This is a genomic window from Caulobacter vibrioides OR37, assembly GCF_000372645.1.
GTDB classification, from domain to species: Bacteria; Pseudomonadota; Alphaproteobacteria; order Caulobacterales; family Caulobacteraceae; genus Caulobacter; species Caulobacter vibrioides_E.
In genome coordinates, this window is record NZ_APMP01000016.1 from 1 (window position 1) to 15,277 (window position 15,277).

General features: G+C 61.2%; 16 protein-coding genes and 1 pseudogene. 15 read left to right on the forward strand and 2 right to left on the reverse strand.

The window, feature by feature from the left end; genetic code table 11:
• The 15 genes from OR37_RS12685 to hfaB (OR37_RS12740) all read left to right on the forward strand — a co-directional run.
• The coding region (locus OR37_RS12685) for a metal-sensing transcriptional repressor (protein ID WP_004620402.1) at positions 1-197 on the forward strand (197 nt) is incomplete at its 5' end.
• A gap of 4 nt (positions 198-201) precedes the next feature.
• Positions 202-1,392 (forward strand): sensor histidine kinase, encoded by a 1,191-nt coding sequence (locus tag OR37_RS12690; protein ID WP_235046580.1) that lies wholly within the window; start codon positions 202-204, stop codon positions 1,390-1,392.
• On the forward strand, positions 1,389-2,048 hold the full coding sequence (locus OR37_RS12695; protein WP_004620406.1) for a response regulator transcription factor: 660 nt from the start codon (positions 1,389-1,391) through the stop codon (positions 2,046-2,048). The genes OR37_RS12690 and OR37_RS12695 overlap by 4 nt, the downstream gene beginning before the upstream one ends.
• Before the next feature lie 116 nt (positions 2,049-2,164).
• Positions 2,165-2,749 carry a hypothetical protein gene (locus OR37_RS12700; RefSeq protein WP_012047210.1) on the forward strand — a complete coding sequence of 195 codons (585 nt, stop codon included), beginning with the start codon at positions 2,165-2,167 and terminating at the stop codon, positions 2,747-2,749.
• 444 nt (positions 2,750-3,193) lie between these two features.
• Complete coding sequence (locus OR37_RS12705; RefSeq protein WP_004620408.1) at positions 3,194-4,804, forward strand: ABC transporter permease; 1,611 nt, start codon at positions 3,194-3,196, stop codon at positions 4,802-4,804.
• Positions 4,805-4,819: 15 nt separating this feature from the next.
• Positions 4,820-5,455 carry an ABC transporter ATP-binding protein gene (locus OR37_RS22140; protein WP_004620411.1) on the forward strand — a complete coding sequence of 212 codons (636 nt, stop codon included), beginning with the start codon at positions 4,820-4,822 and terminating at the stop codon, positions 5,453-5,455.
• Positions 5,448-6,125: an AAA-associated domain-containing protein gene (locus OR37_RS22145; protein ID WP_004620413.1), complete on the forward strand. Its 678-nt coding sequence runs from the start codon at positions 5,448-5,450 to the stop codon at positions 6,123-6,125. Before OR37_RS22140 ends, OR37_RS22145 begins: the two co-directional genes overlap by 8 nt.
• Positions 6,126-6,896: 771 nt before the next feature.
• Positions 6,897-7,187, forward strand: a complete 291-nt coding sequence (locus OR37_RS22410; RefSeq protein WP_012047213.1) for a PilZ domain-containing protein — start codon at positions 6,897-6,899, stop codon at positions 7,185-7,187.
• A 708-nt stretch (positions 7,188-7,895) separates the two neighbouring features.
• Positions 7,896-8,126: a helix-turn-helix domain-containing protein gene (locus OR37_RS21065; protein ID WP_004620414.1), complete on the forward strand. Its 231-nt coding sequence runs from the start codon at positions 7,896-7,898 to the stop codon at positions 8,124-8,126.
• 105 nt (positions 8,127-8,231) lie between these two features.
• On the forward strand, positions 8,232-8,396 hold the full coding sequence (locus tag OR37_RS21070) for a JAB domain-containing protein (RefSeq protein WP_004620417.1): 165 nt from the start codon (positions 8,232-8,234) through the stop codon (positions 8,394-8,396).
• A gap of 106 nt (positions 8,397-8,502) precedes the next feature.
• Positions 8,503-9,750, forward strand: a complete 1,248-nt coding sequence (locus tag OR37_RS12720; RefSeq protein WP_004620418.1) for a dipeptidase — start codon at positions 8,503-8,505, stop codon at positions 9,748-9,750.
• 326 nt (positions 9,751-10,076) lie between these two features.
• The gene (locus OR37_RS12725) at positions 10,077-10,784 is read left to right on the forward strand and encodes a hypothetical protein (protein WP_004620421.1); all 708 of its coding nucleotides are present in this window, start codon (positions 10,077-10,079) and stop codon (positions 10,782-10,784) included.
• A gap of 133 nt (positions 10,785-10,917) precedes the next feature.
• Positions 10,918-11,361 (forward strand): holdfast anchoring protein HfaA, encoded by a 444-nt coding sequence (gene hfaA / locus OR37_RS12730; RefSeq protein WP_004620422.1) that lies wholly within the window; start codon positions 10,918-10,920, stop codon positions 11,359-11,361.
• A gap of 90 nt (positions 11,362-11,451) precedes the next feature.
• Positions 11,452-12,378: a holdfast anchoring protein HfaB gene (gene hfaB, locus OR37_RS12735; protein ID WP_004620425.1), complete on the forward strand. Its 927-nt coding sequence runs from the start codon at positions 11,452-11,454 to the stop codon at positions 12,376-12,378.
• A 136-nt stretch (positions 12,379-12,514) separates the two neighbouring features.
• Positions 12,515-13,531: a holdfast anchoring protein HfaB gene (hfaB, locus tag OR37_RS12740; protein WP_165570608.1), complete on the forward strand. Its 1,017-nt coding sequence runs from the start codon at positions 12,515-12,517 to the stop codon at positions 13,529-13,531.
• 60 nt (positions 13,532-13,591) lie between these two features.
• Here the strand turns inward: hfaB (OR37_RS12740) and msrQ are convergent.
• Positions 13,592-14,234, reverse strand: a pseudogene (gene msrQ, locus OR37_RS12745) (protein-methionine-sulfoxide reductase heme-binding subunit MsrQ).
• Positions 14,235-14,357: 123 nt separating this feature from the next.
• Positions 14,358-15,275: a protein-methionine-sulfoxide reductase catalytic subunit MsrP gene (gene msrP / locus OR37_RS12750; protein ID WP_004620433.1), complete on the reverse strand. Its 918-nt coding sequence runs from the start codon at positions 15,273-15,275 to the stop codon at positions 14,358-14,360.
• Positions 15,276-15,277 lie beyond the last annotated feature (2 nt).

The following is a 15,277-nucleotide window of genomic DNA, read 5'->3' on the forward strand; positions in this document are numbered from 1 at the left end:
GTACAATCGCCGACGAAGCCTATAACGACGTCATGCGCCTGGTCACTGCAACCCGCGGAGCGATCAACGGAATCATGGCGGAAGTTATCAACGGCCACATCCGCACCCACATGGTCGACCCCAACCGCGCGCCCAGCCAGAGCGAGCGAAACGCCGCGGACGAGTTGGTCAGTGTCCTGCGAACATATCTTAGGTGACGTAATGATGCCGCCTCACGCCAAAGCTCAGGGCGTTGACGAGCCGAACGCGCCCGCACACCCGAACCGGGCGCGCCGCTTTGCTCGGCCATGGGCATACTTTGTCTCCCGCCTGGACCCGCGACCACAGGCCCTCTTCTCGCCGATGCTACCGATCTTCACGGCAGCACTCGCCATCGCCATCTTCATTTTCGACACGGTCACACCCTACGAAATCGCGGCCGCGAGCCTCCAGGTCGTGGTCGTCCTCCTGTCCCTGCGCTTTTGCCGGAAACAAGGCGTCATCTTCGTGTCGCTAGGCTGTGCCGCGCTCAGCATCCTCAGCGCCGTACTTACCATCGTGAGCTATGTTCCAACCGCCGGGAGCACCTTCAGTCTCGGTGTCATCAACACGTCGATCAGTCTGACTGCGATCGCAGCAACTGCTTACCTCGCGCTGGCTACCGAGACCGCCCGCCAGACGGCTGAACGCGCGCAAGCGCACCTCGCCCACGTGGCTCGTCTGACAACACTTGGCGAGATTTCCGCCTCAATCGCTCACGAGCTGAACCAACCCCTGACGGCGGTCATCACGAATGCGAATGCCGCCACACGCTGGATCCGCAGTGAGCCGCCAAATCCGCAGAAGGTCACGAGTTCGATCGAAAGCATCGTCGAGGACGCACGGCGCGCGAGTGAGATTATCGCTCGAATTAGAGCCCTGACCACACGCGCTGAACCCCAAAACGCATGGGTCGACATCAACGCGGTGATACAAGAGGTGCTTGTCCTCATCCAGTCTCAGTTGAACGAAAACCGCATCGTGGTCCGAGCTGAACTTAACAACGGCCTGCCGAGCGTCTTCGGTGACCGAATCCAATTACAGCAAGTCGTTCTCAACCTCATCGTCAACGCCATCGACGCAATCGGTGCTGCACAAGCAGACCCCCGAGAAATTCGCATTAGATCACGCAAGACACGGCCGAGTGGCGTCGAGGTCAGCATTGAGGACACCGGCGGCGGACTGACTACGACTGATGTCAATCAGATCTTCGATGCATTCTTTTCGACGAAGACCGGGGGCATGGGCATCGGTCTCTCGATCTGCCGCTCGATCATTGAAGCTCATCATGGCCGCATCTGGGCCGAAAAGGGCGAGCCTTCAGGAGCCACCTTCCACTTCACGCTGCCTGGGACTCAGGAGGCAAACCAATGAACCTCGGCGCTCCAGCCACCCGCACTCAGAAATCAACCGTGGCGATCGTGGATGACGATCCGTCCGTCCGGAAAGCCATTAGCAATCTATGTGAATCCGAAGGGTTCGACGTCGTGGCGTTCTCCTCTACGGCCGAATTCTTGCGCTGGTCGATTCCGGAGACACCCGTCTGCATGGTCTTGGACGTCCGCATGCCGGGCGAAAACGGGCTGGATTTTCAAGTCGAGCTAGCGAAGTCTCACGCTGAAATTCCGATCGTGTTTGTCACGGCGCACGGTGACATTCCCATGTCTGTCCGCGCCATGAAGGCTGGCGCCATCGAATTCCTGACAAAGCCGTTCAGGGATCAGGACCTCCTCGACGCCATCAACGGCGGCTTGGCGAAAAGTCGTATGCGCCGTAACGCGCTCGAGATGAATGCCGAATTGGAAGCTCGATACCAATCGCTGTCCAATCGCGAGCGAGAGGTGATGGATCTGATTACAAAGGGTCAACTCACGAAGCAGATTGCGGCAACACTCAACCTTAGCGAAATCACCGTTAAGGTCTGCCGCCGGCAAATCATGACGAAGATGCAGGCGAATTCCATGCTCGACCTCGGACGCATGTCAGAGAAACTGGAAAGGATGAGAAGCGGACCCGCGGAGCTCCGGTAGAAGAAGCCACGGTCGGATCGCTGCTGCTCGATATACCCGAGGATAGTTGTGCGACGAGCTGATTTGTCGCAACGCTCTATCGGAGTCGTACCTCCGAGAAGAAAAGGGCGGAGATCGTGCCCCACACCGCCACGTTAGGACATAGGGCCCAAGCGATCCTGGCGGTGTTCGCACAGCTCCACAAGAGCGCCGGCGATACTCTGAGATACGACGAGATCACCGATTATATTGGCGACGCTCACGTCCGAAAACTCGGTCAGCAAGAGCTGACTCGCGAAGGCCTCGTTGTTGAACACCAATATACGCTTGAACTCACCTCGACCGGCCGAGCGGCGATCACCTCGCTATTCGGGCCGAGCGGCCGACTCGTTCCCAGGCTTTTGAACGGGATCGAAACAACGACGATCAACAACCATAAGATCAAGGCTTGGCCACGAGAACCTGATAGTCCGAGCATCCGCTACGTCGTGAAGCGCTTTGCGTTAAAGCTCGCAATACTTCTCGTCTTTGCCCTTGCGCAAATACCGTCGCGATGGGGGTTCGGTTACGCCTTCGTCGCTTTGACGGCGTTATCGGGCATGATCTGCATTGGTCTGGCGCTCGTGCGTCGTGAGGCCTGGACGCTCGCGCGCCTGAACTACTGGCACGAAGCCGTCGCGTTTCTTGCTCTTGCATTGAGCGGCTGGACTACGATGCGCTGAACACCGGCGAATCCGCGCGGCGGACGGCCAAAGCGCCACGCCGAATATACCCGAGTATATTCTTCAGACACTTTTCGAGCGAAGAACGCCTCCGGGTATAAGTAGCGCAAACAACGATCGCACTCTATAGACACAGCAAATCTGCTTGGCGGGAATCGTCTAGCCTCGCTTGAGCAGTTCTAGGAAACCGAACGATGCCGAACGACGGTAGTCGACAGCTTACGCCGCCACGGACGTTTCGCCGAGCCTAGACAAGAGCTCGCTCGTGACGGCCGGCACGGCTGACACGAGGGCGCCATGGTCTTTCATTCCAGGAGTGACGGCAAACACCGCCATTTCGATAGGAGCTTGGCGCCTCGTCTCGCCGGGCCAAGTTGGGCAGACCTCGCCGCCATAGCCCTTCTGCTAGTCATCGCATTGCTCGTCATCGTCGGGGTTGGCCAAATGCGCCAACCGCTGACGGCTCTCAATGCCGCGCCCGTCGACCTTCAGCTCCTGCACCTTCCTGAATATGCGCTTCTCTCGACCCTGCGCATGTTCGGGGCACTTGCGGCATCTCTGATATTCACTCTGACTGTTGCGACCCTCGCAGCAAAGAGCCGCAAAGCCGAACTGATCATCGTTCCTGCTCTCGACATTCTACAGTCGGTTCCGGTGCTCGGCTTTCTGACGTTCACCGTCATGTTCTTCATGAACTTGTTTCCTGGGCGCCAGCTTGGGGTCGAGTGCGCCGCGATTTTTGCGATCTTCACAAGCCAAGCCTGGAACATGGCGTTCAGCTTCTACCAGTCGCTTCGCACGGTCCCGAAGGATCTCGATGAGGTAAGCAGGCAGTTTGGCTTTTCGTCCTGGCGCAGATTTGTGCGCCTCGAGCTTCCGTTCGCCATGCCAGGTCTGGTCTGGAACGCCATGATGTCGATGTCGGGAGGATGGTTCTTTGTTGTCGCCTCGGAAGCGATCGCGGTTGGCAACACGACGATCGCATTGCCCGGTATCGGCTCCTGGTTGGCGCTCGCAATTGAGCGGAAAGATTTCGGCGCTGTCGCCTGGGCAGTCTTCGCAATGGCCGTCGTCATCGTCCTCTACGACCAGCTCATATTCCGGCCAATCGTCGCTTGGGCTGACAAGTTCAGATTCGAGCAAACCGCGTCGCGTGAACGACCGCGCTCCTGGGTATACGACCTCGCACGCCGCACGCGCCTTCTGCCGTCGATCATCGAGCTTCTGCTGGTGGCTGGCCGAACCCTGAGTGCGCTGAGCTGGTCGGCCCCACCTCGACGTCAAACGCTCCACCCCAATAAACACATCATTCGTGTCCCCGACGGCCTCTGGATCGGTTTCATCGCCGTGGTCTGCTTCGGCGCCTCGCTCTGGCTGCTGCGCTTTATTTCGACATCCCTGACAGCGGCGGACATCATATCAATTGTTGGCCTGGGCTTTGCGACCTTGGTTCGCGTCGCCGTCCTCATTGCGATCGCCAGCATCATTTGGGTGCCGATCGGCGTGTGGATCGGATTACGGCCGACCTGGTCCGAGCGCCTGCAACCCGTCGCCCAATTCCTGGCCGCCTTCCCGGCCAATGTGCTGTTTCCCTTCGCGGTCGTGATCATCATCGGGCTGAGGCTTGATCCGAACATCTGGCTTTCGCCGCTCATGATTCTGGGCACGCAATGGTACATTCTCTTCAATGTCATTGCTGGAGCTAGCGCACTTCCTAACGATCTGAGGGAAGCGGCGCGGACGTTTAACATGCGCGGCCTGCAATGGTGGCGCCAAGTCGCCTTGCCCGGCATTTTTCCCTACTTCGTGACCGGCGCGCTCACGGCGTCAGGCGGGTCGTGGAACGCCAGCATCGTCGCCGAATCCGTTTCCTGGGGCGACAAACGTCTGCAGGCCACTGGTCTCGGCTCCTTCATCGCCGACGCGACCGCTGCTGGCGACCTGCCGCGGGTCGCCGTCGGCATCGTCGTGATGTCGGCCTTCGTCGTCACCCTCAATCGCACGCTTTGGCGCCCACTCTATCGGTACGCCGAGCGCCGGCTGCGCTTCGATTAAGAGGAGGATCAGTTCATGGTTGTCATTGAGAGCCGCAATTTAGTCGAAGTGCAGAAAGTCCGCCAGGTCTACGGAAAGTCCGGGGGACCCGATTTGCTGGTCCTCGACGACGTTGATCTCACCCTCAAAGAGAATGAAATCGTCGGGCTGCTCGGCCGATCCGGCTCCGGCAAATCGACGCTGCTCCGGTCCATTGCCGGCCTCGTGACGCCGACACAGGGCGTCATTGAGTTTCCCAAAATCGAAGACGGACAGCGCGCCACCGTTTCGATGGTATTTCAAACCTTCGCGCTTTTTCCATGGCTCACGGTCTTACAGAACGTTGAAGTCGGCCTCGAGGCGAAGAACGTGCCCCCGACTGACCGACGCAAGCGCGCGTTGGCGGCGATCGACCTCATCGGCTTGGACGGTTTCGAAAGCGCTTATCCGAAAGAGCTGTCGGGCGGCATGCGCCAACGCGTCGGCTTGGCGCGAGCATTGGTTGTCGATCCGGACATCCTGCTCATGGACGAACCATTCTCTGCCCTTGACGTGCTAACCGCGGAAACGCTGCGCACGGATCTTCTCGACCTTTGGTCCGAAGGGCGCATGCCAATTCAAATCGATCCTGATCGTCACCCACAATATCGAAGAGGCGGTGCTGATGTGTGACCGCATCTTGCTCTTTTCCTCAAATCCCGGGCGCGTCATCGGCGAAATCAAGGTGGAGATTCCGCAGCCACGCAACCGACAGGACCCGACCTTCCGTGCGCTGGTCGAACAGATCTACGTCCGCATGACGCAAAAGAACGACGACAGTCAGCCCCGAGACGGCCTCTTTCCGGGATCCGGCATAGGGATGGCTCTTCCTGTTGTTTCGACGAATGCGTTGGCCGGTCTGATCGAGGCCATAAATGCAGAACCCAATAACGGCCGAGCCGATCTGCCCGAACTTGCGAGCGGTCTCCTCTATGAGACCGACGATCTATTTCCGATAGCAGAGGTTCTGCAGTTGCTCCGCTTCGCCGAATTGGTAGGTGGGGACATCAAACTTCTTCCGGCGGGCAGACGCTATGCACTGGCCGATGTCGATGAACGCAAGAAGATCTTTGCGCAGCAGCTTCTCAGTTATGTGCCCCTGGCCGCACACATCCGGCGCGTCCTCGACGATCGCCCAAGTCACAAATCCCAAGCCCGGCGTTTTCACGACGAGCTCGAAGACTTCATGTCCGAAAGCTACGCCAGCCGAACACTTAAGGCAGTGACGCAATGGGCACGATACGCGGAGGTCTTTGCCTACCACGAAACCACCGATCTGTTCAGTCTCGATGACCCAACTTAGACGAAAACCGACCAGACACCGTAAGCAACACAGAGTCGCGCCTTGAATTTGGCGACGCATCCCGCACTTTGGGAGCATGTTATGACCAGCTATATTCGTATTGCGCGCAACTTAGCGACCGGCACTAGGCAAGCGCTATTTTCGTTCTTTGAGCCACAGTTACGCACGCTCTGTACAGCTCAGGTCAACACCCCGAATACAGTTCCACAACGGTGCGCGCGCGACGGTTTCGATTCCGCCCAGCGACTGGCGCGGTCCTCCCTTGGATCAGATTTCTACGACCGCGAGCCACCAAGACGTTCCGGCAACACGGGCCGGCGCGCCCGAGCAGGCCGTCGCCCCGTCCGATTACAGCTTTGGCTGGCAGGCGTCGTGCTGGCGAGTGCGGACCGTCTCTGTCATGCAACGCTGTGGCTGTACCGTCGCCGCTTGGTCGACGCACGCTTTACCAAGGCAACGCTCCGAGCTGCACATCGCATTCGCGCCTGGGGATTCAAGCTTGCATTTCGATGAGGCGCCGCAAGGCGGAAAGCTGCCATCTTGTGCGAGGTCATCATGGTTTCCGGGCCTGGTATTGGCACGCACGGCAACCTCGACCGCTCTTCTCGCACAGGCGGTTCGCATACAACCGCACAATATACCTCGGTATACGACTTGGTGCCCTCGGGAGGGCTAGCTAAATCGCGGGAAGGAATTGAAATCAATGCAACCCTATGAACGGTGGCACTCGACAGTTCATAGGCTCTCTGAACGTTTGAGGCTGCTCGATACATGAGCAATCCGATAAACAATTCCAGCGGTCGGCGGGATGTCCCTGCAAACGATCGCCGCAACTCTCCGCGCCGGCGCACACTCCTCGCAGGCCGAATAATTTTCAATCAGCAATCCTCGGTCATCAATTGCATGGTGCGAAATGTTTCGGAGTCCGGCGCCCGTCTCGAAGTCGAGCCCTCGATCCACATCCCGGACAAGTTTGAGCTGGACGTACCGAGTGCCGGCATAACGATGTCATGCCGCATAATCTGGCGCCGCGGGAATCTCATCGGAGTTTCAAGAGAATGAGCACGCCTAAAGTGGTCTGATACGGCGAGCAGGTAAGAGCGCCTCATCCCTCAGCGCCTGTGCATTCTCAGCAAGCCAGCGCAACAAGATGAAAGCGATCACGATAGGGATTCGACAGTGAGTGCTACGCAAATAACGCTTGTTGCAAATCTTTTCACCATGATCGTCGTCGTTATTGCCGCCATAAAGCGCCCGATTCCAAGTTACATTGCCTTGGCTACATTGTCCGTCATCGTCTCGATTGTATGTGGGTACGAGGTAATTACGGGAAAGGCCACGATATTTGCGACGTTGGCCACCTTCGCTCTGGTTATCCTCATAATGATCCGAATAAGTCTAAATAAGTTGCGCCGCTAGGCAATCTCTTCTCGAATGCGGCCGGGTAGGCTGACGAGGCCGCCCCCAAGACACGCAATATCACGGATCGGCGCCGACCGATTGGCGTGAAGGCAGGATGGGCCAAGAGGTCCGGGTGGCATGTCTCGTACGATGGCCATCCGATTTCTAACCTCGCCCATCCTGCGGCCCCATCGCAATCAACAACGACTTCCCACAAGCCGCATCAACTCTCATCTTGCTCGTGCGCCATCGTGACAAGCCGGGACGAGCACCTCCACAATGTGACGGAGACATGCGCAGGCTTCCGCTCGATGCGCGACCGGTGACCAAATCCCGGGTCATAGTCTTGGATTTACGACGGAGGTGCAGATGGCCGAAGAGAAATTTCTGACCACCGAAGAGGTCTCCGAGCGATACCGCGGTCAGATCTCTGTCGGCACCCTTCGCAATTGGCGAGCACAGCGCGTCGGTCCGCCATACATCAAAATCGGCAAGTCGGTGCTTTACCCCGTGCCTGGACTCGAGGATTGGGACAAAAAGAATCTCGTGATCTGCCGTGCTTCGCATAAACTCATTGAGACAGAGGCTGAACGAAAGTGAATGTCACGCAACTTCACGATCTACCGACCCCAAACTCATACCCCCGCCCCCTCGGGCATTACCAGAAACCATCATTAATTCAATAGGTTACCGCATGCGACGCGGTTGATCCACAACCACCCCTCCGGCGACCCGACGCCGTCGCGGCCCGACATCGACATGACCCGGCAGATCGTCGAGGCCGGCAAGGCCCTGAAGATCGCCGTCCACGACCATCTGGTCGTCGGCCGCGAGGGCGTGGCCAGCTTCAAGGCGCTGGGGCTGATCTGAGTTGATGCATCCTAAGCCCAGGCGGTCTTTCGATCCGGACCTCGGCTTGACGCCCCTCGACGAAACCTAGAGCGTCGGCGCGCCTGCTTTTGCTCCGGAGTCATCCATGCGTCGTCTGCTCACCGTCCTCCTTGGCTCGGCCGCCCTGCTGGGCGGTATGGCCCACGCCGCCGACAAGAAGGCTGCTGAAAAGCCCGGCGAGGTTCCCCCAAGCGGCGTGACAAAGGCGATCAAGGCGCTGCACGACGGCTTCCTGACCCTCGACACCCACCTGGACACGCCCGAGCACTTCTCGCGGCCGGGCTGGTCGATGCTGGACCGGCACGTCGTCACCGAGGACGGCACCCAGGTCGACCTACCGCGCATGAAGGCGGGCGGCTTGGACGGCGGCTTCTTCGCGATCTATACGGCCCAGGGCGACCTGACCGAGGCCGGCTATCAGAAGGCGCGCGACTTCGCCCTCAACCGCGCGACCGAGATCCGCGAGATGGTCGCCGCCCACCCAGACCAGTTCGAGCTGGCCTACACGCCCGAGGACGCCGTCCGCATCAACAAGGCGGGCAAGATCTTCGTCTTCCAGAGCATCGAGAACTCCTGGCCGATGGGCGAGGACCTCAGCCTGATGCAGACCTTCTACAAGACCGGCGTGCGCCTGGCCGGGCCGGTGCACTTCCGGGACAACCAGTTCGCCGACAGCTCGACCGACAAGCCGATCTGGCATGGCTTCTCGCCGCTGGGCTTGCGCTGGCTGGCCGAGGCCAACCGTCTGGGCATCCTGGTGGACGTCAGCCACGCCAGCGACGACGTGGTCGACCAGGCGGTGCTGCTCTCCAAGACGCCGATCCTGGCCTCGCACTCGGGTGCCCGGGCCGTCTTCGACCATCCCCGCAACCTGGATGACAGCCGCATCAAGAAGATCGCCGACAGCGGCGGCGCGATCTGCATCAACACGGTCTATCTGAAGGCCAGCGTCGACAGCCCCGAGCGCAAGGCCGCGCTGGCGGCGATCCCGCGTCCGCCGCGCGAAGACGCGACCGAGGCCGACGTGAAGGCCTGGATGGCCAAGCGCGTGGCGGTCGACAAGCAGTACCCGCCCGTGCGCGCCAACTTCGACATCTTCATGGAGAGCATGCTGCACACCCTGAAGATCGCCGGTCCCAAGGCCGTGTGCGTCGGCGCCGACTGGGACGGCGGCGGCGGAATCGAGGGGCTGGAGGACGTCGCGGACCTGCCCAAGATCACCGCGCGTCTGAAGGCCGAGGGCTATAGCGACGCCGACATCCAGGCCATCTGGAGCGGCAACGTGCTGCGCCTGATCGGCCAGGCCCAGGCCTATGCGAAGTCTTTGAAATAGGCGTCAGGGGGAGCGGGGCGGCGCCCTTCTCCCCCGACTTCGGCCTCGATGCATGTCCGCTTTCGGCGATGCCACCCGCGTCAATTCGAGACATTGACCGATCACGGGATCGCCATTCGGAGACACGGCGGCGTAAACGAAATAGTCTAACGAAAATTAAGATTTAAAACCCGTATGCGAAAACAGGTTCGAAAACAGGAAATTATACAACTACCAATTCCTTAACGCCCTTCATGCGGCTTAATCGGCGAGTTTGGCCGCCAAATTGCTCCCCCACCGGCATCTCGATCGCCATCCCGGCGAAGAGACTTTCGGGGAGTACTACTATGAAGAAGCAGATTCTCGGCGCGGCCTGCGCGTTCAGCCTGACCGTCGTCGGCGGCTACGCCTCGGCTCAAACCACCACCACGGACCCGAACGCCACGACCACGTCGTGCCGTCCGACCGACCCGTGCTACGATGTCCTGCCGACCAAGGGCATCTCCAACGCGCAAACCTGGAACGGCACCAACGCGGTTGTCAGCGGCGCGCTGAACCTGACCGTCGACCACGCCCTGAGCGGCGTCGACGCCGCGGCCACCGCGGTCGCCAACAACTTCCAAGCCACCGGCCGCGCGGCCAGCGGCGTGACCTCGAACCAGACCTTCGAAGGCGAAGCCTACGCCACCCTGAACGCCAAGCTGCCCGACGTGACCGGCGACGTGTCGCTGAAGAGCACCGCCATGGCCAACAACACCTCGCTGACCATCGACAAGATGGGCGCCGCCGTCATCAACCAGACCGTCTCCAACCGCGACCCCTCGGCGACCCTCAACGCCAAGCTCGGCGACGTTGACGGCGCGGTCGATGTCGCCGCCACGGCGGTCAACAACAACGCCTCGATCAACGGCGACTTCACCACCGCCGCCCTGAGCCAGGTGTCCCACGCCGCTCCGGTCTCGGCCGTGGCCAATGTCAACGTCAACACCGTCACCGGCGCCCTGACCGCCGCCGCCTCGGCGATCGGCAACACCGTCAGCGTCAAGGGCTTCTAAGTCCGAAATCCGATCGTCCAACCCCGTCGATCATCGGATCTCGCCAGAGGCGGTCGCCCATCGCGACCGCCCCTCCGGGGGCCGGTGATCGCCGGGGCCGAGTCTCCGGGCTCCCATCGCAGGACACCGCGACATGAAGAAAATCAGCACGATGATCCTGGCCGCCGCTGGGCTCACGACTTGCCTCTGGAGCACGGCGGCGCTGGCGCAAAGCAGCGTGGTCGGCGGGTACGAAGCTGGCTACGGCAATCGGCGCGCGCTGGAAAGCCAACCGATCAACCCCTCCACGCGCGACGCCAACGGCAACCGCGTCGTGATGGATGGTCTGATCCAGACCGGCAGCGGCGGCAGCGCCGTGAACACCGACTCCAGCAAGGCCGCTTCGGGGGCCAACTACTTCCAGAGCGGAGCCGCTTCGACCAGCGCCGCCAACGCCTCGGCGATCGGCAACCTGGTCAATATCCAGGTCAGCGGCTCCTGGAACACCGTCGTGCTCAATAGCACCCAGATCAACAACGGCGCCGTTTCGGCGACCGCCGTGCTCAATGAAAAAGTCACGCAGTCCACCGGCCAATAGGCGGGTCGCGGATCGCTATCCAACAGCTTGAGCATGGCGCGGTTCGTGCAATTCCGCCTCTTGAGTATCAGTCCTTCGAACGGGTGTTCCATGCCGAAACAGAAGTCGACGCACAGGGTGATCGCCCTGCTGACCGCGCTGGTCGCCGCGACCTCGGCTTCCGGCGCCTCGGCCGCCAATCTCGATGGAAACTACGCTCCGGTGCTGGGCGACGCCCCGGCCACGCGCAATCCCACGGCCTATAGCGCGGCCCTGAGCTGTCTGGCCTCGCACCGCAGCAATACCCGGCTGCCGAGAATCTCGGTGGGACGGGTCTCGGACCTGACCGGAAAGGTCGATTTCGACACCGGCGCCAAGATTAGCCAGGGCGCTTCGCTGTTCGCGATCACCGCCCTGACCAAGGCCGGCTTTCCCGTCGTGGAACGCCTCGACAACTCGGTCGCGGAAATCGAGCTCAACTATTCGCGCCAGCACCTGCTGTCGGACAATCCCCAACTCGCTGGCCAGAGCCCGGATAACTATCGGCGGATCTACGCCGGCCAGATCGCGGGCTCGTCCTACTACATCGTCGGCGGCGTGACCGAGCTCAACTACAATATCCGTTCGTCCGGCGTGGACGCCACGGTCGGCAACCGTCTGGCGACGGGCCTGCGCGGCAATGTGACCGAACAGAGCTACGTGCTGAACGTGGCCATCGATCTGCGCCTGGTGAACTCCAGAACCCAGGAAGTGATCGATACGGTTTCCTATCAGAAGCAACTGATCGGCAAGAGCCTGAACCTTGGACTGAACGGCGGCGGCGACAAGGTCGGCGCCAGCCTGTCGGGCGGCCGCAGCGGCATGGAGCCGATCCAGGCGGCCGTTCGCACCTTGGTCGAGCGCGGCGTTTTCGAACTGACGGCCGGCTTCTATGGCCAGACGGTCAAGAGCGCCTGCCTGTCTCCCGGCGCCGAGCCTCAAGGTCCCACGCCCGCCGATCTGGCCTATCAAGCCTCGGCGAACGGACAACCTCGATAAGCTATCTTAAGATATCGCGCCTATGAATATAACAGCGCCCATAGACGTAAGATGAATGCAAGACTCCGCCCAAAGAGTATTTTGCGAAGACGACTCGCTAAGCCGAAAGCCTCGCTCGCGGCGCTTGGCGACGCGCGTGGCGCTGAGCCTTTTGACCATCCTGGTTTCGGGATGTTCTTACAATAAGGCCGACCCGGTCACGGGCCTCTACGCCAAGCCGATCGGCGGCGCGCCCGCGACGATCAATCCGACGCAGTATTCGGCCTCGCTCTATTGCCTGCGCGATCGCGCGGCGAGCGCGGGCGTCACGCCGCCGCGAGTGGCCGTCGGCGCGATCTCGGATCTGACCGGCAAGCGGGACTTCGACACCGGCGCCAAGGTTTCGCAGGGCTCGACCCTGTTCGCGGTGACCGCCCTGGAACGCGCGGGGATCCGCCTGGTCGAGCGCGCGGACCGATCCGTTTCCGATATCGAACTGGCCTACGCCAAGACGCATGAGCTGTCGGACAATCCTCAGGCCGCCGGCGAGAATCCAGACAACTATCGCCGCATTCTCGCGGGCCAGATCGCGGGCTCGGACTACTATATCGTCGGCGGTGTCACCGAGCTGAACTACAACATCCACTCTTCCGGCATCGACGCCCGGGTGGGCGACGTCGGAACGGGCGGCGCCAAGGGATCGTTCAGCGCCGGCAACTACATCATCAACGTGGCGCTAGACCTTAGAATGATCAATTCGAGGTCTCAGGAAGTGGTCAGGGTCACGTCCTATCAAAAGCAGACGATCGGCAAGGAAATAAAGCCGGGAATTTTCGATTTCCTGAACGGGAACGTTTTCGACATTTCGGTCGGAAAAAGCGAATTGGAGCCCATACAGCTCGCCGTCAGAACGCTTGTTGAGCGAAGCGTTTATGACTTCGCGTCCAGCCTCTACAAGATCGATGCTCCGCAATGCTTGCCCGAAGCCGACCGCGCGCGCCTTCCGGCAAAGCCTCAGCCGTTCGATCCTGGCGCCCGGCGCGTGGCCACGACGCAGCCGCCCAGCGCGCCCCGCGAGCCCCAGCCTCAGCCTCAGCCTCAGCCTCAGCCTCAGCCTCAGCCGGCGGCCTATAGCGGCCCCTATCTCAACCGCTCGACCTGGCAGCCGCGTTAGGGAATCGCGCGCGGAAAAGTGGACGCCGGCTTTCCGCCGAAGCGCTACGAAAACAGGACTCTAGAGCCGCAGGCGCGCCGAACGCGCCGCCCAGATCCTCCAACCCAACAGCACCGCCAGGATCGCGCCATAGACGATCGGCGGCCGGTGGTCGGCCTTCACCAGAAGGTAGTAGTGGATCACCCCCAGCGGGACGATGACGTAGATCAGCCGGTGCAGCCGCGACCACGCGGCCCGTCCCATCCGAAGGATCCAGCCATTGGTCGAGGTCACCGCCAAGGGGATCAGCAGCACGAAGGCCAACATGCCCAGGGTGATGAACGGACGCTTGAGAATGTCCTTCCACAGCTGGTTCCAGTCGAAGAACAGGTCGACGCCGACATAGCTGAGCAGGTGCAGCAGGATATAGCTGAAGGCGAACAGGCCGACGGTGCGTCGGAATCGGATCAGCCGGGGCTGCTTGAAGATCCGCGCCGCCGGGGTGATCGCCAGGCCGACAAGCAGCAGACGCAGGCCCCAGACGCCGAGCTGGCGGATCAGGGCCTCGATCGGATTGGCGCCGAGCGCGCCGTTGAACCCCTTCCACGCCAGCCAGACCAGCGGCGCGAAACAGGCCAGCCAGACGACGGCGTAGACCAGGTTGTCCCGGAGCTTGGAGGGGCGCTTCCTGCGCTTGGTCGGTTGATTCACGCGCCAACCCCAAACCCGATTTCCCCGGCGAACGCCGGGGCCCAGATCATAAGGCTGGGACGGGCCAGACGGGACACAAGCTCTGCCCGAAACTGGGTCCCGGCATTCGCCGGGAAGAACGGGATGGGGCCGAACATCAGAAGTTCGCCCTCAGGTCCATGCCCTTGTAGAGATCGGCCACCCATTCGCCGTAGCCATTGAATGGCAGGGTCTCGCGACGCCGGAACTCGCCGATGCGGCGCTCGGTGGCCTGCGACCAGCGAGGATGGTCCACCGCCGGATTGACGTTGGAATAGAAGCCGTATTCACGCGCGGCCAACTTGTTCCACGAGGTGGCCGGCATCTTCTCGACCAGACTGATCCGAACGATCGATTTCGCGCCCTTGAAGCCGTACTTCCACGGCACGACCAGCCGCAGCGGCGCGCCGTTCTGATTGGGCAGCACGTCGCCATACAGCCCCACCGCCATCAGGGTCAGCGGGTGCATCGCCTCGTCGATCCGCAAGCCCTCGCGATAGGGCCACTCCAGGGTGTTCCAGCTCTGGCCAGGCATTTCCGAGGGCCGCATCACCGTCTCGAACGCGACGAACTTGGCCTTGGACGTTGGTTTGACGGTGGCCAGGAGATCCTTCAGCGGAAAGCCGATCCAGGGGATCACCATCGACCAGCCCTCGACGCAGCGCATCCGGTAGATGCGCTCCTCCAGCCTGTTCTTGCCGATCAGGTCCTCGATCGCGACCGTGCGCGGCGCCTCGCAGGCGCCATCGATCCGCACCGTCCACGGGCGCGGCTTGAAGCGGCCCGACTTCTGAGAGGGGTCGCTCTTGTCGACGCCGAACTCATAGAAGTTGTTGTAGGTGGTGATGTCGTCCTTCGAGGTCGGCTTCTCGGTGGTCGAAAAGCCCTTCGTGTAGGCCAGGCCCGCACGCGCCTCGCTGGCCGCGCCGGCCAGGCCAAGACCCGCCAAACCGGCCATCAAGGTGCGGCGCTTCAAATAGAGGCCATGGTCGGTGACGTCGTTGTCGGTCAGGTCGGGGGCGTGGCGGATCAGCATGG

Excerpts from the sequence above, each read along its gene's own strand:
- OR37_RS12690 (WP_235046580.1), top strand. The coding sequence starts at position 202 with ATGATGCCGCCTCACGCCAAAGCTCAGGGCGTTGACGAGCCGAACGCG.
- OR37_RS12695 (WP_004620406.1), top strand. The coding sequence starts at position 1,389 with ATGAACCTCGGCGCTCCAGCCACCCGCACTCAGAAATCAACCGTGGCG.
- OR37_RS12705 (WP_004620408.1), top strand. The coding sequence starts at position 3,194 with ATGCGCCAACCGCTGACGGCTCTCAATGCCGCGCCCGTCGACCTTCAG.
- OR37_RS22140 (WP_004620411.1), top strand. The coding sequence starts at position 4,820 with ATGGTTGTCATTGAGAGCCGCAATTTAGTCGAAGTGCAGAAAGTCCGC.
- OR37_RS22145 (WP_004620413.1), top strand. The coding sequence starts at position 5,448 with ATGTGTGACCGCATCTTGCTCTTTTCCTCAAATCCCGGGCGCGTCATC.
- OR37_RS22410 (WP_012047213.1), top strand. The coding sequence starts at position 6,897 with ATGAGCAATCCGATAAACAATTCCAGCGGTCGGCGGGATGTCCCTGCA.
- OR37_RS21065 (WP_004620414.1), top strand. The coding sequence starts at position 7,896 with ATGGCCGAAGAGAAATTTCTGACCACCGAAGAGGTCTCCGAGCGATAC.
- OR37_RS12720 (WP_004620418.1), top strand. The coding sequence starts at position 8,503 with ATGCGTCGTCTGCTCACCGTCCTCCTTGGCTCGGCCGCCCTGCTGGGC.
- OR37_RS12725 (WP_004620421.1), top strand. The coding sequence starts at position 10,077 with ATGAAGAAGCAGATTCTCGGCGCGGCCTGCGCGTTCAGCCTGACCGTC.
- hfaA (WP_004620422.1), top strand. The coding sequence starts at position 10,918 with ATGAAGAAAATCAGCACGATGATCCTGGCCGCCGCTGGGCTCACGACT.
- hfaB (WP_004620425.1), top strand. The coding sequence starts at position 11,452 with ATGCCGAAACAGAAGTCGACGCACAGGGTGATCGCCCTGCTGACCGCG.
- msrP (WP_004620433.1), bottom strand. The coding sequence starts at position 15,275 with ATGCTGATCCGCCACGCCCCCGACCTGACCGACAACGACGTCACCGAC.